The organism is Rossellomorea sp. GCM10028870 (assembly GCF_042666755.1).
In the GTDB taxonomy this organism is placed as follows: Bacteria; Bacillota; Bacilli; order Bacillales; family Bacillaceae_B; genus Rossellomorea.
In genome coordinates this window covers 40,269-65,315 of record NZ_JBHTGN010000003.1, presented here as the reverse complement: position 1 = coordinate 65,315, position 25,047 = coordinate 40,269, and the positions used below count along the sequence as shown (strand labels likewise).

Below are 25,047 nucleotides of genomic sequence, written 5' to 3'. Positions count from 1 at the left end.
AATTATTCATGAAACAAAAGGTGGATGGGGAGAGAGGGCAAGCCCTTTGAGGCAAAATAAAGGATTTTCACAGCCACTATAGAACAGATAATAGAGAAGAAAATATTATGAGGTGATTCACATGAACATGGAAAATACATTAATCAGCGCGTTAGGAATTGAGTTTGTCGAACTGGGAAAAGGAAAAGTAATTGCGACGATGCCCGTAAATGAAAACACGAGACAGCCATTCGGGTTCCTCCATGGAGGAGCATCAGTGGCACTTGCAGAAACGGTTGCGAGTGTCGGGGCGGTGCAATTAATTGATCTGGATAAGGAGATTTGCTTCGGTTTGGAGATCAACGCCAATCATATTAAAGCAAAGCGTGAAGGTCTTGTCACTGCGACAGGAACGGTGATGCACCAAGGGAGAACCACAATGGTTTGGGAGATTAAGATCACGGATGAGGACGATCAATTGATCTGTGTTTCAAGATGTACGATGGCAGTTGTTCCAAAACGCTAAACTGAATTCTTACATATCCATACGTTTAAAAAGTGAATAAATGGGAAATCAATTACTAACCATTTAAATAGGAGGCAATATTTAATGAGTTGGACAAAAAATGATTATCCGGATTCACTCAAAAACCTGCCTGCGGACGTTCGACACAAAGCCATTGAGATTGCCAATGCTCTTCTCGATGAAGGGTATGAGGAAGGAAGAGCGATTGCGATTGCCACTGACCAGGCCCATAAATCTGAAGAAGGGAACGCTTCGGATAAAACGGAATATCATGTCACCCCACATGATGACGGCTGGCAATTAAAGAAAGCAGACGGACAACGTGCCATCCTGGTAGAAGAGACAAAGGATAAGCTATTGTCAAAGGCAAAGGACTATGTGACGGATCATTCCGGCACGCTTGTTGTACACAAACAGGATGGAAGTGTAGAGGATCACTTGTATCAACGATAAGAAAAAGGCTTGACCAACCGAGGAGATCCTCGTGGGGTCAAGCCTTTTTGTATGCTGCTTACTGATTGTTTTGACGATCGTATTCTTTTTTATTTTTCAGGTCATCCCGAACACTTTTGTCCCAGAGCTTAACCCCGGAATTATAAGCAGCTCTTGAGATGAGGTGTCCAGCAACCGGTGCCGTCACAAAGATGAAGACGATTGTCAGAATCAGTCTCGAATTAAAGTGTCCATGCTCCAAATAAAAGTAAAGGAATGTTGCCAAAAGAATCGACATCACGCCCAGTGTCGCACTTTTAGAAGCCGCATGATTTCTCGTATATACATCCGGGAGCCTCAGCAAACCAAAGGCAGTGACCAGGCTGAGAAACCCTCCTACTACTAAAAAGAATCCGATGAAAAATCTAATGATCTCGCTCACGTTCGATGATCTCCCCTTTCTCTAAGAACTTTGAAAAGGCAACGGTTCCTAAGAAAGCCAGAATCCCAAGAAGGAGAATAACTTCCAGAAAGGCGTAAGTATCGAGCATAATGGATACGAGGGCGATGATGGCAATCAGATTAATACCGATTGCATCCAGGGCTACCACACGGTCGGGAGTGGTTGGCCCTTTCACAACCCTGTATACAAGTCCCAGCATGGATAGGGAGACGCATAGCAGTGTGATTTGAAAAATCGTGTGTAACATTAGCGGCTCACCTCCATAATGGCTTTTTCAAAGGAATTTTTTATCTCATCAATGGCTTGATCCACATCCGGGATATCGATGGCATGGACATAAAGGATCTTATTATCATACGATACATCCATCACGAGGGTCCCGGGTGTTAAGGTAATGAGATTAGCTAATAGGGTAATCTCCCAATCTGTTTTTAAATCAGTCGGTAAAGCAAAGATTCCCGGTTGGAAATCAAGCTTGGGTCTTAGAATCGTTTTTAAGACCGAGATGTTAGCAAGGATAAGTTCTTTTAAGAACAAGAACAATAAGTTGATCACGGCAGTCACGCGCAATAAATAAAACCGTGAGCTGAAAAACCTTCTGAATGCAAAAATCACAAGCAATCCTAGCAAATAGCCAATTATGAATGACTGAGAAGTAAAGGATACCGAAAGAAACATCCAGACAAAGGCCATGAAAAAGTTTAATAAAATTTGAAAAGCCATTCTACATTACTCCTTTAACACTGCGTCTATATAGAGATTCGGATTCACCAGTACTTCCGCTGCTTGTGAGAATAAAGGACGGATCGCTTCGGCACCAAAGCCGTAACATACAGCTAACACGACGAGTATCGCTGAGGTCATCCATAAGTAACGAGCGTGTCCTTTTGAAACTCCTTTGTATTCTTTCGGGTTACCCCATATACCGTTCAGGAAGATTTTAATAACAGAATACAGTACTAAGAGACTTGATGCCAGAACCACTCCTGCACCTACATAGGCTTCTGCAGCAAAGCTTCCTCTTAGAATTAATAGTTTTCCAATAAATCCACTCAAAGGAGGGATACCTGCCAAGGAGAATGCAGCGACCAGGAATGTCCAGCCGAGCCACGGGTACTCCTTGATGAGACCTCCCATCTTCTTAAGGTTAGTCGTTCCCGTTATCGCGATCATCACCCCGACAAGAAGGAAGAGGGCGGCTTTAATGAACATGTCGTGAACTAGATAGTAAATAGCTCCTTCTAATGCTTCAGGGTTCATGGTCGACACCCCGAACAATATCACACCAACTGCAATGATGATGTTGTAGATAATGATTTTCTTAACATCCCAATACGCGATGGCGCCGATACAGCCAAGCACGATTGTCAGGATGGCTAACATGCTCAGGATTTCATGTGTATACCCGATATCATGGTAGAAGAATAATGTGTACGTTCGTAAAATCGAATAAACCCCTACCTTTGTAAGCAAGGCTCCGAATAAAGCAAGCACCGGTGTTGGTGGAGCGTAGTATGAGCCTGGTAACCAAAAGTAAAGAGGGAAGATCGCACCCTTAAGTCCGAAGACTAAGAGAAACATGATGGCGATCGCTGTAAGAATTCCCGGCTGATTCACATCAGCAATCTTTCTCGAAATATCTGCCATATTCAGTGTCCCCACTACGGAATACAAGTACGCCACGGCAATAACGAATAAAGCAGAGGAGATGACATTGACAAGGATGTATTTAATTCCTTCACGCAACTGAGCCTTTGTCCCGCCAAGAACGAGCAGAACATACGAACTCATCAGCATTACTTCGAAAAAGACGAAGAGGTTAAAGATATCCCCGGTTGTAAATGCCCCGTTCACTCCCACCAATAGGAACTGAACAACAGGGTAGTAGTAGAATCGTTCTCTGTCGGCTCCTATCGACTTGAAGGAGTAAAGTAGCACAACCAATGTGATGATGCTTGTCGTCGTCACCAGTAAAGCAGAGAGCATGTCAGAAACGAGTGTAATCCCAAAAGGAGCCACCCAGCTTCCTAAGTTAATCGTTTGTATTCCATCATTGTAGATGGTGTTGATGAGTACAAGGGATGCTGCAATGGTAGCCAGAGTCGATAGGCTTGAAATCCCGCGTTGTAGTTTCACATATTTGCTGATAAACATTAAGATAATCGCCGTAAATAACGGGATTAAAATGGGTAGTATTAATAAGTTAGTCATTTCCTTCGTTACCTCTCATCTGATCCATATTATCCGTTCCAAGCTCTTGATATGCCCGATAAGCAAGAACAAGGAAGAAAGCTGTCACTCCAAAGCTAATAACAATCGCTGTTAAAATCAATGCTTGTGGTAACGGATCGACATAAGATTTTGCGTGTTCTCCAAGAAGAGGTGCAGCTCCTCCTTTTAGACCACTAATGGAAAGAAGTAAAAGATGTGCACCGTGACTCAACAATGCCGTCCCGATAATGATTCGGAGCAAGCTTTTGGATAACATTAAGTACACGGCGATGGTAATAAGAATTCCGACAACAATGGCCATTAATATTTCCATTATTCGCTCACCCCAATCGTTTGAATAATGGTCATTGTGACACCGATCACAACCAGATACACTCCTGTATCAAATAAAACGGCTGTATGCAGGGATGTCTTTCCTAACAATGGAAGATGGAAATAATCGTACGCATGAGTCAGGAAAGGAACATCAAACAGAAGTGCCCCCGCAGAAGTCGCCACAGCCAGAAGTAAACCAATCGCAGTAATGATTTTATAATCCACTGGCAGGATAGTAGCTACTGTTTTGATATCATACGCCAACAACAGTAACACAATCGCAGCCGAAGTCATCAAGCCTCCAATAAAGCCTCCACCCGGGGTGTAGTGCCCGGCGAAGAAAAGTCTCAGAGAAAACAGGATAATGATGAATGCGACAACGTTCGTTACGGTTTGTAAAATGACGTCATTCGTTTTTGTTTTCATCCTTCTTTCCCCCTTGTCAGACGCAATTTAATCATGGAGAAAATACCAAGTGCGGCTATCGCCAACACACAAATTTCAAATAATGTATCAAATCCACGGAAGTCAACGAGTATGACGTTGACCATGTTCTTACCGCCGGCTTCTTCATACACATTCTCGATGTAATAGCTTGAAATTGAGTCATAAAGCTTTGTGCTGTAAGCAGAAATCGCAAATAAGGTAACGACCACGCCGACTCCAATGGAAATCAACGCATTACCAAGTTTAAAGCTCATTCGTTCTTCATGCCTGCTTAATGGAGGCAGGTGATAGAAGCAAAGTAAGAATAGAGCAACGGACACGGTCTCGATTACAAGCTGTGTAAGAGCAAGGTCCGGAGCGCGGAATAATACAAAGAATAAAGAAACCGTATATCCGGCAGCCCCCAGCGAAATGATGGACGTTAATCGAGACTTTGCAAACAAGATGGTAACCGAGCTGATAATAAGTAAAAGCGCTATGGCCACCTCATAGACCCCAATCGGAGCCAAATCATCCGTATTGATCGCAAATGCTCCCTTAAACCACAAACTAAACAGTAATACGGCAATTAAGAAGGAGAATATATATACAAGATACGTACGGATAAAACCTGTCATATAACCTTTTGTAAAGTTGTAAGCTCCGCGTTCGGTTCCGATTAATCCACCATCATAAAATGAATTCAATGTGAAACGATCAGGGATCCATGAGTACACTTTTCTCCATTTTGGAAGGAGGAGATATAACAGGATTCCAAATAGAATGACCCCGAAAGTCATAAACAGTTCAGGCGTAAATCCATGCCAGAATGAAATATGAGTTTCGACAGCATGTCCTTCCTGAATCAGGCTAGGAGTAATGGCAGCCACTGCCGGAGCGATGATTCGTTCTGACAGGATATTTGGAAAGAAACCAAAAATAATCACAAGTGAAGCCAAAATGATTGGTGGAATCAACATTCCAAGTGGAGCTTCATGTGGCTTCTTTTCAAGTTTCTCCGGTTGGTGTTCACCTGTGAAGGTTTTAAACACAAGAATCATGCTGTAAATAAATGTGAACACACTGCCTACCCAAGCAAGGATTGGGAAAATCATGCCCAGTGTATCCAAGTTGAAAATATCCATTTCAAGGACCCTTACCATTCCTGTAAAGAACATCTCTTTACTTAAGAATCCATTAAATGGAGGAAGTCCAGCCATGGAGAAGGCTCCGATAATCGCAATGGTGAAAGTGATCGGCATAAAGTTCATCAACCCACCAAGCTTACGAATATCCCTCGTGCCTGTTTCATGGTCAATGATACCGACAACCATGAACAAGCTTCCCTTAAAGGTCGCATGGTTAATTAAATGGAAGACGGCTGCAAGGGTAGCCACCATATAAATATTATCTTCCAATTGACTATAGTGAAGAGCCGCTGCTCCGACTCCCAATAAAGACATGATAAGACCAAGTTGACTGACGGTTGAAAATGCAAGTATTCCTTTAAGATCCGTTTGTTTCACCGCATTAAAGGAACCCCAGAATAGTGTAAAGATACCGAATCCGCCCACAAGCCACAGCCATACACTTGATTCTGCAAATACCGGGCTCATGCGGGCAACAAGATAAATACCGGCTTTGACCATTGTGGCAGAGTGCAGGTAAGCACTGACCGGTGTCGGTGCCTCCATGGCATCAGGTAACCAAATGTGGAACGGGAATTGAGCTGACTTCGTGAATGCGCCTAATAGGACAAGCAATAATGCTGGAAGGAACAGTGCTTCAGTCATGAGCTGATCTGCTTGCATGACTAATTCCCTGATGCTGAAGGTCCCACCCATAAGATAGAGAAGTAAAAATCCTCCTAGCATGCTCAGTCCACCAAATACGGTAATGAGCATGGATTTCTGAGCACCGTATCTCGAACGTTCACGATGATACCAGTAACCGATTAATAAGAATGAGGAGATGGAAGTGAACTCCCAGAACATATAAAGAACGATTAGGTTATCAGAAAGGACAACTCCCAACATCGCTCCCATAAACATCATTAGATACACATAAAAGTTATGTAGTTGTTCTTTCTTCTTATCTAAGTAATAAATCGAGTACAGGACAACCAGTGAACCAATCCCTGTGATGAGAAGGGAGAAAAGTAATCCAAGGCCGTCAACATAGGCGATGAAGTTGATCCCGAAGGACGGCATCCACTCCAAGGTTTCCTTGACGGTGTCTCCATTTTTGGTAATGGAGATGAATTGAAAAAAGTAAGTAAATAAAGCGACTGGCAGCAGTAATACGAACCAACCGGTATGTACATTCCGAAATGCCTTATAAAGGAATGGAATGAGTATGGCAAATAAAAAAGGCGATACAATAGCCCAATGTAACAAAGTCATATAAAACCCCCCTCATGTAAAATTCATTTATTCTAAAGCATGGTCTAATGTCTTTCCAGTTTTTAAACAAGCATCTTCTTTCAAAAACCTCGACCGAAGCTGAACCTCAAAGAGCATTATAACGTAAAAAATAAATGCTTGCATTACTGAGGATTCCGTTGGTATCAGATTGTTCATGAAGTATTAAATATGAAGACAGACGGAAAATACACCTGAAAAATTGTTAGATTTTTTCTGAATTCCTCGAGCTCAAGAATAGTTTCGGTCTAATTGGAGAATCCTATCCATAAGGTGGTGAAGTTATGAAAAAGAAAACTGTAGCGGTTACGACCATATTCTTTACTTTTTTTGGCTTTGCGTGGTTAATTGAATCACAAGATCGGTTTAATAGAGGAATCATTGAAATTGAAGACCCTGCCAGTATGAATATCAGGCCGGTTCAATATGGTGAAACAGAAGAAGTGGAAGAAGAAGTAACGAGAGATCCCATTTCTCAAAGACAACCATTTGGATCGCGGGAATATATTCGAGTCGTGCCGCATTCTGGCCATGAGACCCAACAATAAGGATCTGTCCTTTCTGCAATGATTGAAGGGGCAGTCTTTTTGTCATTTTCACGAAATGAATGATAGGTATATAGTCATTGTTCCTTCTGTTTCTATACCCTTTTCAAGATACTCATAAACGATTATGATGAGAGTGGTTGAAGAATCGTTATGGGAGAGTTTTGATTGAAAAATACATACTTAACAAGTTACTTGCCTCTTTTTTCTATATTGTTATTTAGCCTTACGTTTTCCGTATATGGTGTGGAAGTGTTTGTGGACATCTTCAAGAAAATTGGTGTCTATCCCGGAATGAGGGAGTTTTTATCGGATATGCAATTAAAGCTCGCCATTTTGATCTTGTTAATGGTTGCTTTTTTTATGGTGTTTGCTGCCTTGAAGCTGATAGCGGAGACGATCAATGGTGTATCCATGCTGTTTTTCTCCATGGATTCGAATGGTTTATTGTATAACCGCGTTCGAACAGGCTCGATGATTTACTTTATCGGTGGCCTCGTATCTGTTTTGAGTCTGAAATCCTTCCTGGGACTTTTGATCATATTTACTTTAAGCTCCATCGTGTATTTTATTTATTTTGTTTATAAAATAAGTCCATCCCTCTCGAAAATGGGAATCATCGGAGTCGTCAGTTTACAGGTGTTCTCTTGGTCATCCTTATTCTTAACGATATTCTTTGTTTTTTTGAAATTATACAACGGGGTGATGGCGAGTTTGCCAGTGATGTCGAAGGTGAAATTTTAGTAACAAAAGAGTCTTCGGCACATGCTGAAGACTCTTTTGTTATTCCATGATTCTTTTCCAAATCTTATGACTTGGCCGCTGTTGCTCGATCTGACTCATGTTCCGGGGGATGTCGTGCCCGACCCATACTCCAGTAGTGAAGGTGTCTGTTAATCCCATCACCCAGTAGTCATGATAGTTATTGGTGGTTCCGGTTTTGATTCCCACATAAGGTTTTGAAACGTAAGCTGTCCTTCCGGTTCCCGAAGTAGCTGCTTCGCCCAGCATTTTTCTTATTTTGGATGTTGTATCTGCGGACCATACCTTCTTCTGATCATTCTTCCATTTATAAAGAATCTTACCGTTATTGTCTTTCACGTGAATAATGGCATGACTCTCCTGGTAATTCCCATCAATAAAAGATGTATAGGCATCGGTTAATTCCAAAGGGCTCATTCCATAAGTGAATCCTCCAACCGATGAAGCAAACGTTTTGTCCTCGTTTGAGACCTTTTTAAATGAAAAAGCAGATAGGGATTTAAAGGCTTCCTCTATTCCGACTCTTTCCAGCAATCGAAGTGCCGAACTGTTATAGGATTGCGCCAGCGATTGTTTTAACGTCACGTTACCAGGCTGAACCCCTCCATAGTTTATAGGGCAATAATCACCGATGCAGTACCGGTTCGCATTCACTTTATCTGTAATGGAAGCCTGGTATTTCTCAATATATGGCCCATATACAAGAAGTGGTTTTATCGCTGATCCTGGTTGCCTGAAGGCTTGAAATGCATGATGAAAATTGTATTTCTGATACTCCCTGCCGCCGGACAAGGCCACAATGTTCCTTGTCTTGTTGTCGATGGTGATAGTGGCTCCCTGTAGCTCTTTCTGTAAATTATCATTTAAGGCTTGAACACTTTTTTGTTGAAGAGCTGGATTTAAAGCAGTTTGAATCCGGACACCTGAGGAAATCACTTCCTGAAAACGTTCCTCAAGCTTCTGAGCGATCCTTTCCTTTTCTTCAGGAGATTCTGCATTTTCTAATTCCAATTTGTACCCCTCGTGCATGGAGATCAGTTCTTTTAATTCGTTTTCAACGTAAAAAGCGTAGTCAGGGTATAAGTCTTTTTTCTTACGAACGTTTAAGCTAATCGGAACTTTTTTTAGTTTTTCCGCCTGTTCTTTAGAAAGCTTGGACGTAGCCACTAGAATATCCAGGAGGCGCTCCTGACGAACTTTCGTTTGATCGAAATGATCGATGGGATCATATTTTCCCGGGTTATTGGGAATCGATGCAATGAACGCCATCTCTGCCTGATTGAGTTCCGTTACACTCTTCTGAAAGTAGTACTGTGACGCAGTTTCAATCCCATAAACACCATTACTGAAGTAAATGACATTCAGATAAAGCTCTAAAATTTCATCTTTTGATAATGATTTTTCAATTTCATGGGCATAAAATAACTCGGTCAATTTACGATTGTACGTTTTTTCCTGACCTAGATATAAATTTCTTGCGAGCTGCTGTGTAATCGTGCTCCCACCCTGTTGAATGTGGGTAAACACTAAATTTTTCACAACAGCCCGAAGAATCGCTCCGGCATCAAATCCAACGTGTTCATAAAAGTTCTGATCCTCTGACGCGACTAGAATTTCCTCCATAAAGGGAGGAATCTGTTCATCCGAAACATATAAACGATAGGGACGGTTCACCTCTGAAAAGACATGCCCGTTTTGGTCGAGGAGTAAGCTCGTCCGATTAAGGTCTATGGTATCTACACTTACAGCGAGTTCCAGTTCCTTTTGAAAGCTTTGTACTTTGTTTAATTCATCCGTCGTAAAAAATAATGTGGTAAAAAATATGAGCATAAAACTAATAACCGTTATATAACCTGCGAAAACTCTCATTTCTCACTCTACTTTTCTAGTAATCTTTCACATGGCTGGTTGTTTCAGAATGACGTATACTCCACCATAGTAATCCAAACGCGCCCAAGAATAAAGCACCTGTTACATAAAAAACGGAAGAAATACCAATATATCCTGACACAACCCCTCCGAAAGCAGGTCCAACCACGTTTCCAAGAAAACGAAAGCTTTGATTGTATCCAAGCACTTCCCCTTGCATGCTTATAGGGGCTTCCTGACGGATATAAGCCGTCACACAAGGAATCATCCCGCCAATCGCGATCCCAAACAAGAAACGGAACAGGACGAGTTGCCAAAGTTCAACAGCAAGTGCTTGAGGCACGATGAAAATAGATGCCAGAACAAGGAGAATCGATAAAACTTTTTCATAACCAATATCATCACCAAGCTGACCCCATCGTCTGGTCGCGAGTAAATTACCAAATCCGGTAGCAGAGAAAGCAATTCCCGCCAGAAATGCCAGATTCGTAGAAGAGGTAAGTTCGTCTACATAAAGGGCGAGAAGAGGCTGGATGCTAAAATTCGCAACCTGGATAAGGAATGACAGTAATAGAACCGTCACTAATAATTTGTGACTGAAAATATGGTGAAGCACTTCTTTACTTGAATACTGGTTTCGTTGATTCCGTTGCTCTTTGCTCCGTTGCTCATTAATGCCTATTAATACAACAGTTGCTGCTACGGCAATGGCAATGGAGGTGAAAATAAACGTGTAGGAAAAGCCCACATTATCGGCGAGGATCCCACCAATCACCGGACCGAATAACCCTCCTGACACGGTTCCCATTTGCAAGGTCCCCAATGTGCGACCTGCTTCTTCCTTGGGGGTCTGGGCGGAAATAAGGGCCATTGAGGTAGGGATGAAGCCTGTCACAGCCCCCATGACCATTCGAAGCAGAAAGAGTCCCCACACCGAATCCATAAAGCCCATTAGAAAAATGGACGCAGCGATTCCGTACCCTGTAATAAGGAGGATCGGCTTATACCCGAAACGGTCTCCGATCCGTCCCCATAATGGAGAAATAAAGAAAGCCGTTAAAAATGTAACCCCAAACACAAACCCTGACCAGCGCTGTACATATTCTTCACTGTACGTACCAAAGGTTTCGATATAAAGGGATAAAAACGGCAAGACCATTGTCGCGCTTGCCGCTACCAGGAAATTGGCCAAAAGCATAATCGTTAAATTCTTTTTTTTGATTGAAATGGTTAACACCTTCTATGTGATATTTATTTCGTATACCTAAATATTCATTTTATTAAAGATACAGTCTCCAGTCCAACGAAGAACATTTATTCACGGTGAAAACCGGGAATTAGTCATAATTTCTAGGTTCAACATGATATAATGTAAGAATAAGAAGTATGGGAAAGTGACGTGTGTACCATTATTTTTGCATTCTATTTATTATAGATAAATTGGGGTCTTATCCACATTTTGAGGAGGGAGTATTGTGGCGAAAGCGGATCAGCTTGTGTTCATAGATTTTGAGTTTTCTATGCCGGAACGACATAGAGTCCCCAAAGGTTTTTATCCAGAGATTATCGAAGCTGGTGTAGTGGTCGTTCAGAATGGGAAAGTGTCAGATACGTTTTCATCTTATGTGAAACCGACTGCGTTTCCCAAACTAACCAATCGCTGTAAACGGTTCTTATCGATCAATCAGCAAGAAGTCGATACGGGAATATCGTTTCATTGCTTGATCGACTATTTTAACGGTTTAAATGCAAGGGGAGTCGAGAAGGTAGTAACGTGGGGAAACATGGATATGAAGGTACTGAGGGATAATTGTTCCCAGACTGATATTCCATTTCCTTTCCAAGCTCAATTCGTCGACTTGTCCATGGAATATAAACGCTTCTTTGGTGATCAAAACCAAACGGGGCTATGGAAAGCAGTTCAGGAATACGGTAGAGAAGGAGTCGGAAAACATCATAAAGCATTAGATGATGCCCTCACCACCCACCATATCTACAATCTGGTCGAAAAAGACAAAAAATACCTCGATAAAGCTGAACCTACAACCATAGGGGACAGAATCGACCTCTCCAAATTTTACAATCAGCTTGCATGATGAAATGAGGGACGGACCTTACTAAGGTCCGTCCCTCATGGGTTAAAATGTCAGACTGTACATAAGTTCATATTCTCTCTGAATGGACTGGAGTGTTTCCAGGCTCTTTTGGGCGTGAGGGGAAGAATCTGCTTCCAGCTCATTTTTAAGAGTAAGGTAGGCAGCCACTAATGATTCATTATAGTCTACTATGTTCCCATCAAAGGGCTTGACCATTTTCTCCGGCATGTTTGCCTGCTCACGGTGGGCAAGGGCTTTTCTCTCGTGAAACAGTGGAACATCCACCTCCTGAGGATTATGCAGGTCCCCTTGTCGAGGGTGTTTTAACACTGAGAGAATCTTCACCACATAGGCACCTGGCCGCTCTCCGGTCACCTCGCCGATATACTTCCCGGTTTTATAAAAAGCTGTGACATAATCACCAATTTGTATGTTTTTCATAAAAAATCCTCCTCTAATACTTCAAACTCTATTATAATGAAAGCGGAATGAATTGAGAAATAACTACTATAAAGGTAACATGTGGAGGTACATATATGAAGCGTCTGATGATTGTAATCCTATTTTTACTAGGTTTAGTACTTGCTTCTTGTGGACAAACAGAGAAGGAAGATACCGCTAAAGAAGAAACACAACAAACAGAGGAAAGTAAGAATACTGCGGAAGAATCCAAAGGAGATGACACAATGACATTCCCTCAGCTTACAACAGAAGTTGCTGAAAACGAGAAATTAGTAGAAATGAAAACCTCAATGGGAACGATTAAAATAAAGCTATTCCCCGAGCAGGCACCTAAAACAGTTGAAAACTTTATTACTCATAGTAAAAACGGCTATTATGACGGACTGAAATTCCATCGCGTGATCAAAGACTTCATGATCCAGGGGGGAGACCCGAATGGAAATGGAACGGGTGGAGAAAGTATTTATGGTGAATCCTTTGAAGATGAGTTCTCACCTGAATTGTTCAACCTTCGTGGCGCCCTTTCCATGGCCAATGCAGGTCCTGATTCGAATGGAAGTCAATTCTTCATCGTGCAGAAGGATGACATCGATCCACAGTTTGAAGAGCAAATGAAATCAGCAGGATTCCCATCAGAAATCATTGACGCTTACATGAAGAATGGTGGAACGCCTTGGCTTGATCAAAAGCACACCGTGTTCGGTCAAGTGGTTGAAGGAATGGACATCGTTGATGAAATTGCCAACGTAGAAGTTGGTGCGAACGACCTTCCAAAAGAAGAAGTTGTGATCGAAAGCATTAAGGTTGTAAAATAGGAATGAGAGAGCTGTGAACCCTTTTGGAGGTTCAGGGCTCTTTTTTTTATAGCGTGGAGGATCTGAAGGTTCAGGATATGCAGGAATATACAAGTATTTCCTCGGAAATTGTCGAGGCTTGTTCCCGGGGCTGTTCAATAAATCGTTAAAAACGGACCGAATTCAAGTTGGTTTGTCCTTTACAGTGTTGGTATAATAAAAGAAGAGTTTGTTTTTTGAAAGGAGCTTACGATGCTTTCTTCTTATGTATTAAATTTATTTCTTTACTTTCCTGAAGATAAGTCGGAATATATCCCGGCAAGCATTACAATGGCCATCTTCTTAATAGCTGCCTTATTGACGTTCCGTTTAATTATAAAGGTTTCAAAACGTGAAGAATTGAAAACGAAGAAGATGGAAGAGGAAGCGGGGCAGCGTAAAAGGGAATCAGAATAAAAAGAATGAAACACGCTTAAATATAGGCGTGTTTTTTTGTTGTGTTGATTCACCCCGATTTTCTTCTAATACCGTCTCCAACCTGCAGCTTCTTTTCGGGCAAAAAAGGAATACTTTTTCCCTCAAACGTCAACAATGGAGGAAGAGTATGCAGATTTGGAGGAAGAGCGATATGACAAAATTATCACTATTATATATGATCTTGATGAGTGTTTTACTTGGGGCATGTGCCATTGAAAACCCCAAAAAGGTCGAAGTGGAAATGAAAAATGAGAACGGGGATTCACTTGGAAAAGCCACCCTGCAAGAGAAATCAGACGGAGTGGAAGTCGGCTTGGATCTTGAAGGCCTGCCACCGGGTGAGCATGGGATTCATATCCACGAAAAAGGAGTATGTAAACGTCCGGATTTTGTATCTGCAGGGAATCACTTCAATCCGGATGACACCAAACATGGACTTCTTCATCCTGAAGGGGCCCATGGAGGAGACCTGCCTAATATCATCGTGGATGATGACGGGACAACAAAGGCAAAGCTGATGGCAGGGGGGGTCACCTTGACAAAAGGGAAGACATCTCTATTTACAAAAGAAGGTACTTCTTTGATCATTGATGAAAATAAGGATGATGGCATGACGCAGCCTTCTGGTGATTCCGGTAAACGTATTGCCTGCGGGGAAATTGTGAGCGATAAAAAGAAGTAGAGTGTGTGCGGATTTGCAGCACAGTGTACCAGGTACAAATAGTTCGAATTGTACCAGGTACAAATGATTCGAGTTGTACCAGGTACAAATAATTCGAATTGCACCTGGTACAATTAGAATTTGAAAAGTAAAAAAAACGTGCAAAAGTTGAAATTAACACCCTCTACCCCAACCGATTTCATTCCAGATGGTCACTCAATTCAATGCTTGAACCAATTTATTAACCCAACACTCATTGGTTTGTCCTTATTCTAATCAACACACTAAGATATTTGTGTAATAACATCTTTAAGATTCCAGCTGATGAAAAGGGATACCAATCGATCAAAGCGATGACCTCCCCTCTTTAATACAAAAAACGGGAAGAGTTGCCGGCAACTCTTCCCGTTTTTAACATCAGCTTAAAGCTTTTCGCAATCTTTCCAACCCATCCATCAGCGTCCCTCGTGGACAGGCAATATTCATTCGTACAAAGCCTTCCCCGCCAGGACCGTATTTCGTTCCGGGTTCCAATGCGAGTTTTCCTTTATCCAATAGACGTTCCTTCAGTTCTTCATCTGATAGATTCATCTTTGTGCAATCAATCCAGAGCAGGTACGTTCCTTCTGCGTCCACCACTTGAAGATTGGGTAAATGCTTCCCAATGAACTCCTTCGTGACTTTCACATTTTCCTGCAGGTACGCAAGTATTTCTCCCAGCCATGCCCCACCAAAGCGATAAGCTGCGTCCATTCCAACAATCCCAAACGTATTGAGAGTGAAAAAGCCCTGTTTTTTATGAATGGCGGCGATCTTTTCCCGGAGATCGGGATTGGGAGTGATCATGGCTGAAGCCTGTAATCCAGCGAGATTAAAGGTTTTACTTGGTGCGATGCACGTGATCGTTATATCCCGGAACGAGTCATTCAGAGATGCTAATGGAATATGCTTGTGCGTGTCGTATACCAGATCTGAGTGAATTTCATCCGAGACGATCACGACATTGTACTGATGGCATAATTCAGCCATTTTCGTAAGCTCTTCTTTTTTCCATACACGTCCGCTCGGGTTGTGTGGATTGCATAGTAAGAACAGTTTTGCGCCTGTTTTCAGTGATTCTTCAAAGGCATGATAGTCAATGGAATAGCTGCCGTCTTTATACTCTAATTGAGCATTGACAATTTCCCGGTCATTGTCCTCCACCAAGCTGAAAAACGGTGTATAGACGGGGGACTGAATGAGTACTTTGTCACCGGGTACAGTGAGGGCTTGAATAATGGTTGAAATGGCCGGCACGACTCCTGGACTGTACTGCAGCCACGTCTTCTCGATGTCCCAGCCGTGACGATTTTGTACCCAGTCTTTAATGCTTGATGCCGTTTCATCCCCTACAAAGGTATAGCCAAAGATTCCGTGCTTCAATCGTTCCTGCAGGGCATCCAATACATCTTGTGGAGGAAGGAAATCCATATCTGCCACCCACATGGGCAAAACATCGTCTTTTCCAAATACCGTTTTCGTCAGATCCCACTTTACGGAGGATGAACCTTTTCGGTTGATGATTTCTTCGAATTTACTCACAAATTTGTCCCCTTTCTAAATATGTAATGATTAATATAATCATATGATGTAATCGAAAAAGATGAAAATTATTTGTTTATCCTTATTGCGGATCTTGTTCGATTTAACTTGTAACATAAAAAAGGGACTTCTCCCTACGTTTCAGAAATGAGCGCTTGGGAAAGTCCTTTTTTGTATAGTGGTTGTGTCTGAGTATCGTCGGAAAACTCTGCCGCATTTGCAGATACAAATTGATGAATGTATTCCAATACTTCCTCAGGCTTCTCTTCAGGAACGAGATGACCGGTTTCCTCTAGGACCACCAGCCTTGAGTTCGGGATATCCTGTTTCAACTTATGCCCCGTGGATAGGGGTACCACTCTGTCATGTTCTCCCCAAACAAGGAGGCATGGTGTTTGGATGTTACGTAAGTCGTTCCCTGATAAATCTCCTTCACGGTCTCGAATCATCCTTGTTAAGGCCTTGAAAATATCATCCTCCAGAAAAGGTTTCAAATATCCAAACATCATTTCATCATCAATCATTTTTGAATCATGTACCACATTTTCAAGATTATTCCTTACACCTGATCGAGTAAGCCACAGCTTTACATACAGATGGAAAAAGGGGATGTGACTCAGCATCGTGACAGGCCACTTCATTTTCTTGAGATAGCCGGAACTGCATAGGAGAACGCCTTTTTCGACTAATGAAGGTGCTTTTTTCATCACGTTCAAAGCGATTTGACCACCCATTGAATGACCAGTTAAATGGACATTCCTTACATTCAAGTGATCCAATAAGGCGATGACCGTGTTGGCCAAGTTGTCGTAAGAATAGATAAATCGGTTGTTTTTCTCGCTATTCCCAAAGGGAGGAAGATCGATGGAAATGACATTATAATTTTCTTTCAAAAGAGGTGTAAGCCGTCTAAAGCTAAAGGTTGACGATAGAAATCCATGAAGAAGGACGAAGGTTTCCGAGGCTGTAGGATGCTGATGATGTTCAAAGTAAACATTGGCACCATTCACTTGAACCACTTTTGCAAAATCTTGTTCTTGCATACTTCGTCACTCCTCTCTACTGGCTTACAGGTATTTTACCCGTATTTACTCATTTAACACCTCTATTTGAAAGTTGTAACATATTCAATTGTAATTATAGATGGAATGGGGAAAATAGCCTTAAAGTGATGAACCCTCTTTTCATAATAGTGACTTCTGATATAATAAAACCATTTAGTGGTGATGAGGAGGAAGAAGAATGCAACTAAGAGAAATGGAACTGGATTTAGTTAGGATTTTACAGAAGGATGCCAGGATTTCCACCGAGAATTTAGGGAAAATGCTTCAAGTATCAACAGATGAAATAGAGGAAGCGATTGAGAAGCTTGAAAAAGACAATGTTCTGGTCAGATACAGTACCGTTGTGGATTGGTCCAAGGTAGAAGGACATGAAGGGGTTACGGCGATGATCGATGTAAAAGTCGCTCCAAAAAGAGGAGTAGGATTTGATGAAGTGGCTCACCGTATTTATCGTTACAAAGAAGTGAAGAGCGTCTATCTAATGTCGGGGGCGTATGACCTTTCTGTGACGGTGGAGGGCCGATCCATGCACGAAGTGGCTACCTTTGTGTCTGAGAAGCTATCGACTCTTGATTCTGTATTATCTACAACAACTCACTTTCAATTAAAGAAATACAAACATGATGGAACCATTTTTGGTGATCATGGTGAAGATAAACGAATTGTGGTGTCACCATGACAACAAAGACCTCTTACATATCTCAATCAGTGAAAAACTTAAAGCCTTCCGGTATCCGGAAATTCTTTGATTTGGCTGCAAATATGGAAGGCGTCATTTCGTTAGGGGTTGGGGAACCAGATTTCATTACCTCATGGACGGTTCGAGAAGCCGCGATTCTGTCCTTGGAGCAAGGCTATACCTCATATACAGCAAACGCAGGCTTACTTGAGCTCCGGGAAAAGATTGCTGCGTATATGAAAGATGGATACTCCGTCGACTATGATCCGAAAAACGAGATCATTGTGACGGTCGGTGCCTCTCAAGCCCTTGATATCAGTATGCGGGCAATCATTGATCAGGGAGATGAAGTGATTGTAGTGGAGCCAAGCTTCGTTTCCTACGTACCACTTGTTCAATTGGCAGGGGGAGTACCTGTAACGGTTGAAACCAAGCCGGAAAATGACTTCAAAGTCACAGCCGAAGAACTTGAAGCAGCCATCTCCCCGAGAACGAAAGCCGTCTTACTCTGTTCGCCAAATAATCCAACAGGGACGGTCCTTGAAAGAGAGAACCTGGAGGAATTGGCAGAGGTGATTCGTAAGCATGATTTGGTGGTCCTTTCAGATGAAATTTACTCTGAGCTGGCCTATGATCATCACCACGTGTCCATTGCATCTTTAAAGGACATGAGAAAACGTACCATTGTGATCAATGGATTTTCTAAAGGGTTTGCCATGACGGGCTGGAGGCTGGGTTATATTTGTGCACCTGAAGAGATCGCTTCGTCATTACTTAAAATTCATCAATACGCCATGATGTGTGCGTCTACACCTGCCCAACATGCCGCGGTGGAGGCACTGGAGAAAGGGATGGATGATGTGATGGAAATGAAGCGAAGCTATCGCCATCGACGCCACTATTTTGTGGACTCTTTAAATGAACTGGGATTAACCTGTCACACCCCGGGAGGAGCTTTCTATGCCTTTCCATCCGTTAAGAAAACAGGAATGTCTTCAGAGGAATTCGCAGAAAAGCTTCTTATGGAAGAAAAAGTTGCGGTTGTACCTGGTAATGTATTCGGAAAAGGCGGAGAAGGATATATTCGTTGTTCTTATGCTTCAAGTATGGAGCAGCTGCAGGAAGCTGTGAAACGGATGAAGAGATTTGTTGAGAATCATAGTTAGAAAATGAAGGGTGCCAGGCACAAAGAAACACATTTGTGCCTGGCACCTATTTAATTTGGGCAAAAAAAAATAGGACGATGAAATATCGTCCAACAAATGAAAACAAAAGGGGGAATACTTAGAAAGCTTATTTTCAGTATGACCCCTTTTTCAATTATTTATACATCATTTTATAAAAAGTTTTTAAGGCTGGCTCTTTTCGTATTTCAACTCATATAACATTTGCATCACACGCAGGAAATCATCTTCAGAGAATTCCTTTGCCTTGCGGAGGATCAACTTCGTTCGTTTGGGACCCAATTCTTTGATCAGCTGCTCCATTTCAACATCAACTCCGGTCGGATGATGATCCTTGACTTCCCGTTCAAGCAGCTCGGAAGCTGGTATATCAAGAACGGTTGAAAGCTTTAGAATTGTTTGTGTATCAGGGATTTGCAGATCGGATTCATACTTTTCAATCGTCTTCGTGCCTAATCTGGCCCTTAAAGCAAGCTCCTGTTGAGATAATTTGCGCTCTTCGCGTACACGTCTTAAATTCTCACCAAAGTGTGACATGCTAAAGTCCCTCCCCATAGAATATCTTCCTTATATCTATAGTTTATCACCATTTGGAAAAAAATAGCCCGCCTTCTAGTGAACAAAATGTTAAAAATAAAAGGTCCGTCTTTAGGGACGGACCTCTCATTTAAGATATGAAAACAAGTAGAATGGCTACGGGTACGATGTAGCGCAATAGAAAGATCCAGCAGTTGAACAGGGCCGGTGATATAGACGAACCGGATTGGACTTCGCTCCATACATCTTCTCTCTTTAATCGGTAGGAAACGAATATACTGATCAGTAATGCCCCTATCGGCAATCCGAAATTGCTCGTTATATAATCGGCAAAGTCAAAGAAGTTCTTTCCTTGAATGAGAAAATCATCGAATACACCAAATGAAAGGGCACTTGGAATACCTGCAAAAAACACAAGGATTCCGATTAACCATGTAAATGGCTTTCGTTTCGATTGATTTCCTTTTGACAGTGCAGCCACTCCGATTTCAAGTATGGAGAATGCGGAAGTCAAGGTTGCAAACAATAATAAAATGAGAAATACAGTTAAGAAAATGCCGCCGAAAGCAATTTCATTAAAGACGGCTGGCAGGACAACAAAAGCAATTCCAGGTCCTTCATCCGGTTGGAAACCAAGGGCGTACACAGCAGGGAAGATGACCAATCCTGCCAATAATGAGATAAAGATATTTAACCCGGATACGCTGATGGCGGACCGTGGCATACTATCCTCTTTTGAAAGATAAGATGCATACGTCACCATGACAGAGAGTCCGACAGTAAGGGCAAAGAATGCCTGTCCTAGCGCAAGTAACATCGTTTCCCCATTCAAATAGCTCCAGTCCGGCAATAACAGGAAGCGGACACCTTCCATTGCGCCTTCCAAGGTAAGGGACCTGATGACTAAAATAATAAATAAGATAAATAAAGCCGGCATCATATAACGACTTGCACGTTCAATCCCTTTTTGAATCCCGCCTTGTACCACAAGTATTGTGATCACAATAAAGATGAATTGTGCAATCAGCACCTCCTTAGGATTTGCAATGATGCTTTCGAATAAGGTTCCATACTCCTCTTGGGTTTTCCCAATTAAAGAGCCTGTAACACTTCTGGCCAAGTAAGAAAGGATCCATCCGCCCACAACACTGTAAAACGATAATATGATAAAAGAAACAACCGTTCCTAAATATCCGATCCAGTGCCAATAGGAATGAGGAGCCAACTTTTTATAGGAAGTGACAGCGTCGGCTCCAGCCCGTCTTCCGATGACAAACTCTGCCAAAAGAATGGGAGCACCGATCAAAACGGTGAAAAGGATAAAGAGTAAGAAGAAGACACCCCCTCCATTTGCACCAGCCATATACGGGAATTTCCAAATGGCACCCAGCCCTATAGCAGAACCGGCTGCCGCCAGAATGAAACCAATCTTGGAAGTCCATTGTTCTTTTTTGGCCATACCTAAGATCCTCCTTTCAAAAAAATAAGATTTTTCAATCGTACTATGTTTTACACCCTCTGTACACCGGATTTTTAAATTTTCAATATATAAGAAATATGGGGGTGAATACCATTAAATGAGTGATAGCGAACAATTTGGCAACATGTATTTCCATTTATTATGTGTGAAAACGTTTGTAAACATTACAATTAACCTAATTTCTAGAAAACTAGTCAAAAACATGATGAATGGGCTGGAAATTTCTCTAAAATGTAGTATACTAATTGTAACAAAACGTTCACAAATTATTCTTTTTTTCGCCATAATTGAAAGCGTTTACTATCGGATTGGAGGGATTTACTATGGATGTATTTCTTGTATATCTATTTATCGCAACGGCTACTCCGCTATTTCTTTGGATAGAACATCGTAAGTGGGCGGTTCTTCATATCCCATTTGTTATAGCCTTATGGGCAGTGTTTATTTATTACGTAGCCGTTCCGGAACTTGGAGGATGGGGACATGTGACGTTGTGGAGCCTATTTGTTGCAAACCTTGCATTCGCCCATATTGCAGCCTTCATGCTGTATGCCTTGCCATTTATCCAAAAGCAACGAAAGAAGAAATCAATCACTGCAAAGAATTAGTCTGATCCAATTTGAATTGGGTTAGGCTTTTTTTTTGTCTATTTTAAAAGAATAAATTAATGGTAAATAAATGAAACAAAATCCACTTTGTTATCGTTACATAAATGAAAGCATCATAGAAAAAGGGGGGGAATTCGAGTGGAAAATGAGCACTTGATCGAACGTGCGAAAAAAGGTGATCTGCAGGCATATTGCCATTTAATCACATATTATTCTCCCATCGTGGAACGGTTTGCCTATCAGATGGGGAATTCCATCGCTGATATACCAGACATCACTCAGGAAGTATTCATTCGTGTGTACAGATTTTTAGACGGGTTCTCTTATGCGAAGTTTACAACCTGGCTTTATAAAATCACTTTAAATGTGTCGAGGGACTTTAAACGAAAAGAAAATCAGCATAATAATCGAGTGAGAAAAATCGGGAATGAACCTTCAGGAGACGTCATTACTCCTCAAGAACGTATCCTGAGACAGGAAGAGGATCGCATGCTGCACGAATGCATCCAAATGCTGGATGATAAATATCAAATACCGATCATCCTTTACTATTTTCATGAAAAGAAGTATGAAGAAATGGCTGAAATACTGTCAATCAATTTATCTACTGTCAAAACAAGACTTTTAAGAGGGAAAAACCTCTTGAAAAAAGAACTGGAAGAGGCTGAAAAAAGGGAGGGGAGATTGAATGGATGACAAGATGCTTGAAAAACGCATGGAATTATTGAATCAATCGTATAAGAAAATTCCGGATCAGACCAATCCCTCAGACATCATACAAGCCATAAAACAAGAAGGGAAATCCCAAAAGAAGCGAACACTTATTCATTGGCCATACGTCGCAAGTTTCATTGGTGTCCTTCTGATCGGTGCGGTTCTCATCCTGCAGCTTACGATGGATGTACCGGGAAGACAGAATGGGAATCAAGCTGATTTTTCCGGTGAGTCAGACCAACGACTTCAAAGGGAGATAGAAGATGCGAAAGCTCAATATGATGTAAGTAAAACTCAAGCAATGGAGCGGCTCGGGTTTACGGAAGGCATATTTAATTCGACTGTGATCGCACGGGATGCAGGGAGGCAACTCACATATATCGAGTCCATTCCAAAGCGGGACTTCTCAAATGAAAGAAAAGTGGAGTGGGTCCAGAGAGCGAGTGACGAGTTGACTCAGATATTGGCTACTCCTGATGTGATGATGAAAAATCTGAAAGCTCCTTTAACGAAGGAAGAAGCAGAAGTATGGGTTGATGATTTTATTAAAAAGGAACAAGATATCCTCCCGCTATATGAGGACGAGTTGAATAAGTATGGTGAATATTGGAAGGCTTATGTTGAGAACGGAGAATTCAATATGAAGGAGTTCAACCATATGAATAACGACTATCCCCCCAAACTATGGTTATTGCGGGATGGAATATTCAATAATGCAGTTAAGCTATCGTATAACAGTGAGACGGACCGGCTTGAAACTACATTGGATGTGGAGTACTTCAGGATGATCACAAGTCGTGAAGCCTTACCGGAAGGGTATGAATTGTATATGATTACCCGTTTTGATCCAGTCATTAAAGCAGGTGAATTTACAGGGACATGGAAAGAAGCAGCTGATCGTTTGATGGACTACGAAAAGATGTTAAAGGAATTGCCGGAAAATTCAAGGTTCAGGGTGGAAGTGAAGCACGAATACGATCTTCTCTATCAAAACTTTACAGATGGAAACGTGTATCAGCCCATCTTTGATGAAAGTGATGAAATGAAATCACAAGTTGAAGAAACCTACCGATATATACTGAAAGAGTATCCAGAGTACACAACATCCCTTCATCTGAAAGAAGTATACGAAGAGTTAAGACGTGTAAATTTCGTTAAGCCAGATCGTTGGGTTCAGGCGACACCGGTCATTTTGTCTTCAGAGACAGAAGAACTATATAAAGAGCGCTAAGTTACACTGTTTTAATAATTTTAAAAATTGGGAAGCATAACTAGTGAGAAAGCAATTATAGGTGAATAAATCAATGAAAATGGGGTTAGTTGCAGAGGTCTTATAGAATAAACTTTTGCCGAATCACGGATTCTATGATATAATCTACAATTGCGTGTAAAGACGAAAAATAATATATATACTAGGAGTGTTACCATGACTACAAAATTCGAAACAGGAACTGTTGTAACAGGTAAAGTTACAGGCATTCAACCATACGGTGCGTTCGTTGCACTTGACGAAGAAACACAAGGATTAGTTCATATCTCTGAAATCACTCACGGCTTTGTTAAAGACGTTAGCGAGCACCTTTCAGTAGGCGACGAAGTAAAGGTTAAAGTATTATCAGTGGACGAAAAAGCTGGTAAAATCAGCCTTTCTATCCGTGCTACAGAAGAAGCTCCTGCAGCACCACAAGCAAAACCTGCAGCAGCGAAAAAACCTCGCCGTCAAGGTCAAGGAAGTGTAAAGCAAGCAAATGAAGAAACAACACCAGCTGGCTTCAACACTCTTAAAGACAAGCTTGAAGAGTGGATCGAACAATCAGAACGTGAAGATCTAATCAAGAAATAATACAATTTTTAAGTAGACTGCCTTTCTTGGAGGGCGGTCTTTTTTATAGATTTGTTTTATATCCCTGGAGGTACCGGAATATCCTTTGAAAAAGAGGGATATTGCTCTTTTTTAGAGAATTGATAGATATAAATAGAAAAAATTGATGGGGAGAGGGAGAATATGAAAGAGGAAATAGGGAATCTTTTAGCTGGAAATCAATGCACTCATGTCCTTTATGCCTATCAGGATCGAAATAAATATTTAGAAAACGCCGTAGCCTATATTCTTGAGGGGATCGAAACTGGGGATTCCGTCGTTCTGATTGAGAACGAAAGGAATCTGAATGTGTTGCTCAAACGGTTAAAAACCCAATTAACAAGCAGCCAATTGGAGAGGATTCAGGTTATCAGTAACTTTGATTTTTATCAATCTAGTGGAAGTTACCATCCTCCAGCCATTTATGAACAATTAACAAAAGCCATTACCCCCTACTTAGAGAACGATATTTCTTTTCGCTCTTGGACAAATGTGGAGTGGGGCACATTAGAAGAGCCAACGTCCATTATTGAATGGTTTGAAACAGAAACGGATCGCGTTGTACACGAGTACAATCTGACCGTTGTCTGTGCGTATGATTCAAAGAAAATGCCAGATCAACTGGAAGACGCTTTAAAGAAAAATCATGGATATTTAATGTCGGATGAGAATATTCTGAACTCGAAAGTATATAGTAAAGCCAATTAGTCAGTAAATATATCGTTGATTCTCTTGATGAGAATCAACTTATTTTTTTTGAAGAAGGTTTGGCCGTTCGTGGAATAATCCATCATAAATTAACGAAAAATAATGAATTTTTGAACAATACACTTGTCCGTACCTCCTTAATGGCCTATAATGAGAAATGAAAGCGCTTAAT

29 protein-coding genes are annotated in these 25,047 nt (G+C 41.5%); 15 read left to right on the top strand and 14 right to left on the bottom strand.

The window, feature by feature from the left end:
* The first annotated feature begins 121 nt into the window (after positions 1 to 121).
* The gene (locus tag ACFQWC_RS14135; RefSeq protein ID WP_299743779.1) at positions 122 to 505 is read left to right on the top strand and encodes a PaaI family thioesterase; all 384 of its coding nucleotides are present in this window, start codon (positions 122 to 124) and stop codon (positions 503 to 505) included.
* 84 nt (positions 506 to 589) lie between these two features.
* Complete coding sequence (locus ACFQWC_RS14130; RefSeq protein WP_299743782.1) at positions 590 to 958, top strand: DUF2188 domain-containing protein; 369 nt, start codon at positions 590 to 592, stop codon at positions 956 to 958.
* A 58-nt stretch (positions 959 to 1,016) separates the two neighbouring features.
* On the opposite strand, the gene mnhG is transcribed toward ACFQWC_RS14130, so the two are convergent.
* Genes mnhG through ACFQWC_RS14095 form a run of 7 tightly spaced genes read right to left on the bottom strand, consistent with a single transcriptional unit; the run spans position 1,017 to position 6,775 of the window.
* Positions 1,017 to 1,379, bottom strand: a complete 363-nt coding sequence (gene mnhG, locus ACFQWC_RS14125) for a monovalent cation/H(+) antiporter subunit G (RefSeq protein WP_299743783.1) — start codon at positions 1,377 to 1,379, stop codon at positions 1,017 to 1,019.
* Positions 1,363 to 1,647, bottom strand: a complete 285-nt coding sequence (locus tag ACFQWC_RS14120; RefSeq protein ID WP_299743786.1) for a Na(+)/H(+) antiporter subunit F1 — start codon at positions 1,645 to 1,647, stop codon at positions 1,363 to 1,365. The genes mnhG and ACFQWC_RS14120 overlap by 17 nt, the downstream gene beginning before the upstream one ends.
* Positions 1,647 to 2,123, bottom strand: coding sequence for a Na+/H+ antiporter subunit E (locus ACFQWC_RS14115; RefSeq protein WP_299743789.1), 477 nt, complete (start codon positions 2,121 to 2,123; stop codon positions 1,647 to 1,649). Before ACFQWC_RS14115 ends, ACFQWC_RS14120 begins: the two co-directional genes overlap by 1 nt.
* A gap of 6 nt (positions 2,124 to 2,129) precedes the next feature.
* A complete protein-coding gene (locus ACFQWC_RS14110) occupies positions 2,130 to 3,611 on the bottom strand; it encodes a Na+/H+ antiporter subunit D (RefSeq protein WP_299743791.1) in 1,482 nt (493 codons plus the stop codon).
* On the bottom strand, positions 3,604 to 3,945 hold the full coding sequence (locus ACFQWC_RS14105) for a Na(+)/H(+) antiporter subunit C (RefSeq protein WP_044338125.1): 342 nt from the start codon (positions 3,943 to 3,945) through the stop codon (positions 3,604 to 3,606). The genes ACFQWC_RS14110 and ACFQWC_RS14105 overlap by 8 nt, the downstream gene beginning before the upstream one ends.
* Positions 3,945 to 4,373, bottom strand: a complete 429-nt coding sequence (locus ACFQWC_RS14100; RefSeq protein WP_299743796.1) for a Na(+)/H(+) antiporter subunit B — start codon at positions 4,371 to 4,373, stop codon at positions 3,945 to 3,947. Before ACFQWC_RS14100 ends, ACFQWC_RS14105 begins: the two co-directional genes overlap by 1 nt.
* The gene (locus ACFQWC_RS14095) at positions 4,370 to 6,775 is read right to left on the bottom strand and encodes a Na+/H+ antiporter subunit A (RefSeq protein WP_299743799.1); all 2,406 of its coding nucleotides are present in this window, start codon (positions 6,773 to 6,775) and stop codon (positions 4,370 to 4,372) included. Before ACFQWC_RS14095 ends, ACFQWC_RS14100 begins: the two co-directional genes overlap by 4 nt.
* Positions 6,776 to 7,077: 302 nt before the next feature.
* On the opposite strand from ACFQWC_RS14095, the gene ACFQWC_RS14090 reads away from it, so the two are divergent.
* On the top strand, positions 7,078 to 7,341 hold the full coding sequence (locus ACFQWC_RS14090; protein ID WP_377108062.1) for a hypothetical protein: 264 nt from the start codon (positions 7,078 to 7,080) through the stop codon (positions 7,339 to 7,341).
* A 165-nt stretch (positions 7,342 to 7,506) separates the two neighbouring features.
* Positions 7,507 to 8,082, top strand: a complete 576-nt coding sequence (locus ACFQWC_RS14085; protein WP_299743804.1) for a DUF5366 family protein — start codon at positions 7,507 to 7,509, stop codon at positions 8,080 to 8,082.
* Positions 8,083 to 8,121: 39 nt separating this feature from the next.
* Here the strand turns inward: ACFQWC_RS14085 and ACFQWC_RS14080 are convergent, their stop codons facing one another.
* Positions 8,122 to 9,969: a transglycosylase domain-containing protein gene (locus tag ACFQWC_RS14080; protein WP_299743807.1), complete on the bottom strand. Its 1,848-nt coding sequence runs from the start codon at positions 9,967 to 9,969 to the stop codon at positions 8,122 to 8,124.
* Positions 9,970 to 9,985: 16 nt separating this feature from the next.
* Positions 9,986 to 11,197, bottom strand: a complete 1,212-nt coding sequence (locus ACFQWC_RS14075) for an MFS transporter (RefSeq protein ID WP_377108504.1) — start codon at positions 11,195 to 11,197, stop codon at positions 9,986 to 9,988.
* Between the two features lie 247 nt (positions 11,198 to 11,444).
* On the opposite strand from ACFQWC_RS14075, the gene kapD reads away from it, so the two are divergent.
* Positions 11,445 to 12,065 (top strand): 3'-5' exonuclease KapD, encoded by a 621-nt coding sequence (gene kapD, locus ACFQWC_RS14070; protein ID WP_299743810.1) that lies wholly within the window; start codon positions 11,445 to 11,447, stop codon positions 12,063 to 12,065.
* Positions 12,066 to 12,107: 42 nt separating this feature from the next.
* Here the strand turns inward: kapD and kapB are convergent, their stop codons facing one another.
* Positions 12,108 to 12,506: a kinase-associated lipoprotein KapB gene (gene kapB, locus ACFQWC_RS14065; RefSeq protein WP_299743813.1), complete on the bottom strand. Its 399-nt coding sequence runs from the start codon at positions 12,504 to 12,506 to the stop codon at positions 12,108 to 12,110.
* Between the two features lie 95 nt (positions 12,507 to 12,601).
* Between kapB and ACFQWC_RS14060 the strand changes: the two genes are divergently transcribed.
* The 3 genes from ACFQWC_RS14060 to ACFQWC_RS14050 all read left to right on the top strand — a co-directional run bounded on the left by ACFQWC_RS14060 (position 12,602) and on the right by ACFQWC_RS14050 (position 14,480).
* Complete coding sequence (locus ACFQWC_RS14060; protein WP_299743817.1) at positions 12,602 to 13,342, top strand: peptidylprolyl isomerase; 741 nt, start codon at positions 12,602 to 12,604, stop codon at positions 13,340 to 13,342.
* A gap of 231 nt (positions 13,343 to 13,573) precedes the next feature.
* Complete coding sequence (locus ACFQWC_RS14055) at positions 13,574 to 13,777, top strand: hypothetical protein (protein ID WP_299743820.1); 204 nt, start codon at positions 13,574 to 13,576, stop codon at positions 13,775 to 13,777.
* Between the two features lie 172 nt (positions 13,778 to 13,949).
* Positions 13,950 to 14,480, top strand: coding sequence for a superoxide dismutase family protein (locus ACFQWC_RS14050; protein ID WP_299743823.1), 531 nt, complete (start codon positions 13,950 to 13,952; stop codon positions 14,478 to 14,480).
* Between the two features lie 396 nt (positions 14,481 to 14,876).
* Here ACFQWC_RS14050 and ACFQWC_RS14045 read toward each other — a convergent pair whose 3' ends face one another.
* Complete coding sequence (locus tag ACFQWC_RS14045) at positions 14,877 to 16,040, bottom strand: MalY/PatB family protein (RefSeq protein WP_299743826.1); 1,164 nt, start codon at positions 16,038 to 16,040, stop codon at positions 14,877 to 14,879.
* A gap of 134 nt (positions 16,041 to 16,174) precedes the next feature.
* A complete protein-coding gene (locus tag ACFQWC_RS14040) occupies positions 16,175 to 17,083 on the bottom strand; it encodes an alpha/beta fold hydrolase (protein ID WP_299743829.1) in 909 nt (302 codons plus the stop codon).
* 199 nt (positions 17,084 to 17,282) lie between these two features.
* On the opposite strand from ACFQWC_RS14040, the gene ACFQWC_RS14035 reads away from it, so the two are divergent.
* Both ACFQWC_RS14035 and ACFQWC_RS14030 read left to right on the top strand, forming a co-directional pair.
* A complete protein-coding gene (locus tag ACFQWC_RS14035) occupies positions 17,283 to 17,783 on the top strand; it encodes an Lrp/AsnC family transcriptional regulator (protein WP_299743832.1) in 501 nt (166 codons plus the stop codon).
* Entirely contained in the window at positions 17,780 to 18,949 is a 1,170-nt protein-coding gene (locus tag ACFQWC_RS14030) for an aminotransferase (RefSeq protein ID WP_299743835.1), read from the top strand. Before ACFQWC_RS14035 ends, ACFQWC_RS14030 begins: the two co-directional genes overlap by 4 nt.
* 183 nt (positions 18,950 to 19,132) lie before the next feature.
* Here ACFQWC_RS14030 and ACFQWC_RS14025 read toward each other — a convergent pair whose 3' ends face one another.
* On the bottom strand, positions 19,133 to 19,504 hold the full coding sequence (locus tag ACFQWC_RS14025; protein WP_299743838.1) for a helix-turn-helix domain-containing protein: 372 nt from the start codon (positions 19,502 to 19,504) through the stop codon (positions 19,133 to 19,135).
* Positions 19,505 to 19,634: 130 nt separating this feature from the next.
* Positions 19,635 to 20,963 (bottom strand): sodium-dependent transporter, encoded by a 1,329-nt coding sequence (locus tag ACFQWC_RS14020; RefSeq protein WP_299743841.1) that lies wholly within the window; start codon positions 20,961 to 20,963, stop codon positions 19,635 to 19,637.
* A gap of 344 nt (positions 20,964 to 21,307) precedes the next feature.
* On the opposite strand from ACFQWC_RS14020, the gene ACFQWC_RS14015 reads away from it, so the two are divergent.
* From ACFQWC_RS14015 to ACFQWC_RS13995, 5 genes are all read left to right on the top strand, one after another.
* The gene (locus tag ACFQWC_RS14015) at positions 21,308 to 21,592 is read left to right on the top strand and encodes a spore morphogenesis/germination protein YwcE (RefSeq protein WP_341356877.1); all 285 of its coding nucleotides are present in this window, start codon (positions 21,308 to 21,310) and stop codon (positions 21,590 to 21,592) included.
* 138 nt (positions 21,593 to 21,730) lie between these two features.
* A complete protein-coding gene (locus ACFQWC_RS14010; protein ID WP_377108055.1) occupies positions 21,731 to 22,288 on the top strand; it encodes an RNA polymerase sigma factor in 558 nt (185 codons plus the stop codon).
* On the top strand, positions 22,281 to 23,537 hold the full coding sequence (locus ACFQWC_RS14005) for a hypothetical protein (protein ID WP_377108053.1): 1,257 nt from the start codon (positions 22,281 to 22,283) through the stop codon (positions 23,535 to 23,537). Before ACFQWC_RS14010 ends, ACFQWC_RS14005 begins: the two co-directional genes overlap by 8 nt.
* Positions 23,538 to 23,732: 195 nt before the next feature.
* Entirely contained in the window at positions 23,733 to 24,149 is a 417-nt protein-coding gene (yugI, locus tag ACFQWC_RS14000; protein ID WP_299743853.1) for a S1 domain-containing post-transcriptional regulator GSP13, read from the top strand.
* 162 nt (positions 24,150 to 24,311) lie between these two features.
* On the top strand, positions 24,312 to 24,875 hold the full coding sequence (locus ACFQWC_RS13995) for an MEDS domain-containing protein (RefSeq protein WP_299743856.1): 564 nt from the start codon (positions 24,312 to 24,314) through the stop codon (positions 24,873 to 24,875).
* Positions 24,876 to 25,047 lie beyond the last annotated feature (172 nt).

Excerpts from the sequence above, each read along its gene's own strand:
- ACFQWC_RS14135 (WP_299743779.1), top strand. The coding sequence starts at position 122 with ATGAACATGGAAAATACATTAATCAGCGCGTTAGGAATTGAGTTTGTC.
- ACFQWC_RS14130 (WP_299743782.1), top strand. The coding sequence starts at position 590 with ATGAGTTGGACAAAAAATGATTATCCGGATTCACTCAAAAACCTGCCT.
- ACFQWC_RS14120 (WP_299743786.1), bottom strand. The coding sequence starts at position 1,647 with ATGTTACACACGATTTTTCAAATCACACTGCTATGCGTCTCCCTATCC.
- ACFQWC_RS14115 (WP_299743789.1), bottom strand. The coding sequence starts at position 2,123 with ATGGCTTTTCAAATTTTATTAAACTTTTTCATGGCCTTTGTCTGGATG.
- ACFQWC_RS14110 (WP_299743791.1), bottom strand. The coding sequence starts at position 3,611 with ATGACTAACTTATTAATACTACCCATTTTAATCCCGTTATTTACGGCG.
- ACFQWC_RS14105 (WP_044338125.1), bottom strand. The coding sequence starts at position 3,945 with ATGGAAATATTAATGGCCATTGTTGTCGGAATTCTTATTACCATCGCC.
- ACFQWC_RS14100 (WP_299743796.1), bottom strand. The coding sequence starts at position 4,373 with ATGAAAACAAAAACGAATGACGTCATTTTACAAACCGTAACGAACGTT.
- ACFQWC_RS14095 (WP_299743799.1), bottom strand. The coding sequence starts at position 6,775 with ATGACTTTGTTACATTGGGCTATTGTATCGCCTTTTTTATTTGCCATA.
- ACFQWC_RS14090 (WP_377108062.1), top strand. The coding sequence starts at position 7,078 with ATGAAAAAGAAAACTGTAGCGGTTACGACCATATTCTTTACTTTTTTT.
- ACFQWC_RS14080 (WP_299743807.1), bottom strand. The coding sequence starts at position 9,969 with ATGAGAGTTTTCGCAGGTTATATAACGGTTATTAGTTTTATGCTCATA.
- kapB (WP_299743813.1), bottom strand. The coding sequence starts at position 12,506 with ATGAAAAACATACAAATTGGTGATTATGTCACAGCTTTTTATAAAACC.
- ACFQWC_RS14060 (WP_299743817.1), top strand. The coding sequence starts at position 12,602 with ATGAAGCGTCTGATGATTGTAATCCTATTTTTACTAGGTTTAGTACTT.
- ACFQWC_RS14055 (WP_299743820.1), top strand. The coding sequence starts at position 13,574 with ATGCTTTCTTCTTATGTATTAAATTTATTTCTTTACTTTCCTGAAGAT.
- ACFQWC_RS14050 (WP_299743823.1), top strand. The coding sequence starts at position 13,950 with ATGACAAAATTATCACTATTATATATGATCTTGATGAGTGTTTTACTT.
- ACFQWC_RS14040 (WP_299743829.1), bottom strand. The coding sequence starts at position 17,083 with ATGCAAGAACAAGATTTTGCAAAAGTGGTTCAAGTGAATGGTGCCAAT.
- ACFQWC_RS14035 (WP_299743832.1), top strand. The coding sequence starts at position 17,283 with ATGCAACTAAGAGAAATGGAACTGGATTTAGTTAGGATTTTACAGAAG.
- ACFQWC_RS14030 (WP_299743835.1), top strand. The coding sequence starts at position 17,780 with ATGACAACAAAGACCTCTTACATATCTCAATCAGTGAAAAACTTAAAG.
- ACFQWC_RS14025 (WP_299743838.1), bottom strand. The coding sequence starts at position 19,504 with ATGTCACACTTTGGTGAGAATTTAAGACGTGTACGCGAAGAGCGCAAA.
- ACFQWC_RS14020 (WP_299743841.1), bottom strand. The coding sequence starts at position 20,963 with ATGGCCAAAAAAGAACAATGGACTTCCAAGATTGGTTTCATTCTGGCG.
- ACFQWC_RS14015 (WP_341356877.1), top strand. The coding sequence starts at position 21,308 with ATGGATGTATTTCTTGTATATCTATTTATCGCAACGGCTACTCCGCTA.
- ACFQWC_RS14005 (WP_377108053.1), top strand. The coding sequence starts at position 22,281 with ATGGATGACAAGATGCTTGAAAAACGCATGGAATTATTGAATCAATCG.
- yugI (WP_299743853.1), top strand. The coding sequence starts at position 23,733 with ATGACTACAAAATTCGAAACAGGAACTGTTGTAACAGGTAAAGTTACA.
- ACFQWC_RS13995 (WP_299743856.1), top strand. The coding sequence starts at position 24,312 with ATGAAAGAGGAAATAGGGAATCTTTTAGCTGGAAATCAATGCACTCAT.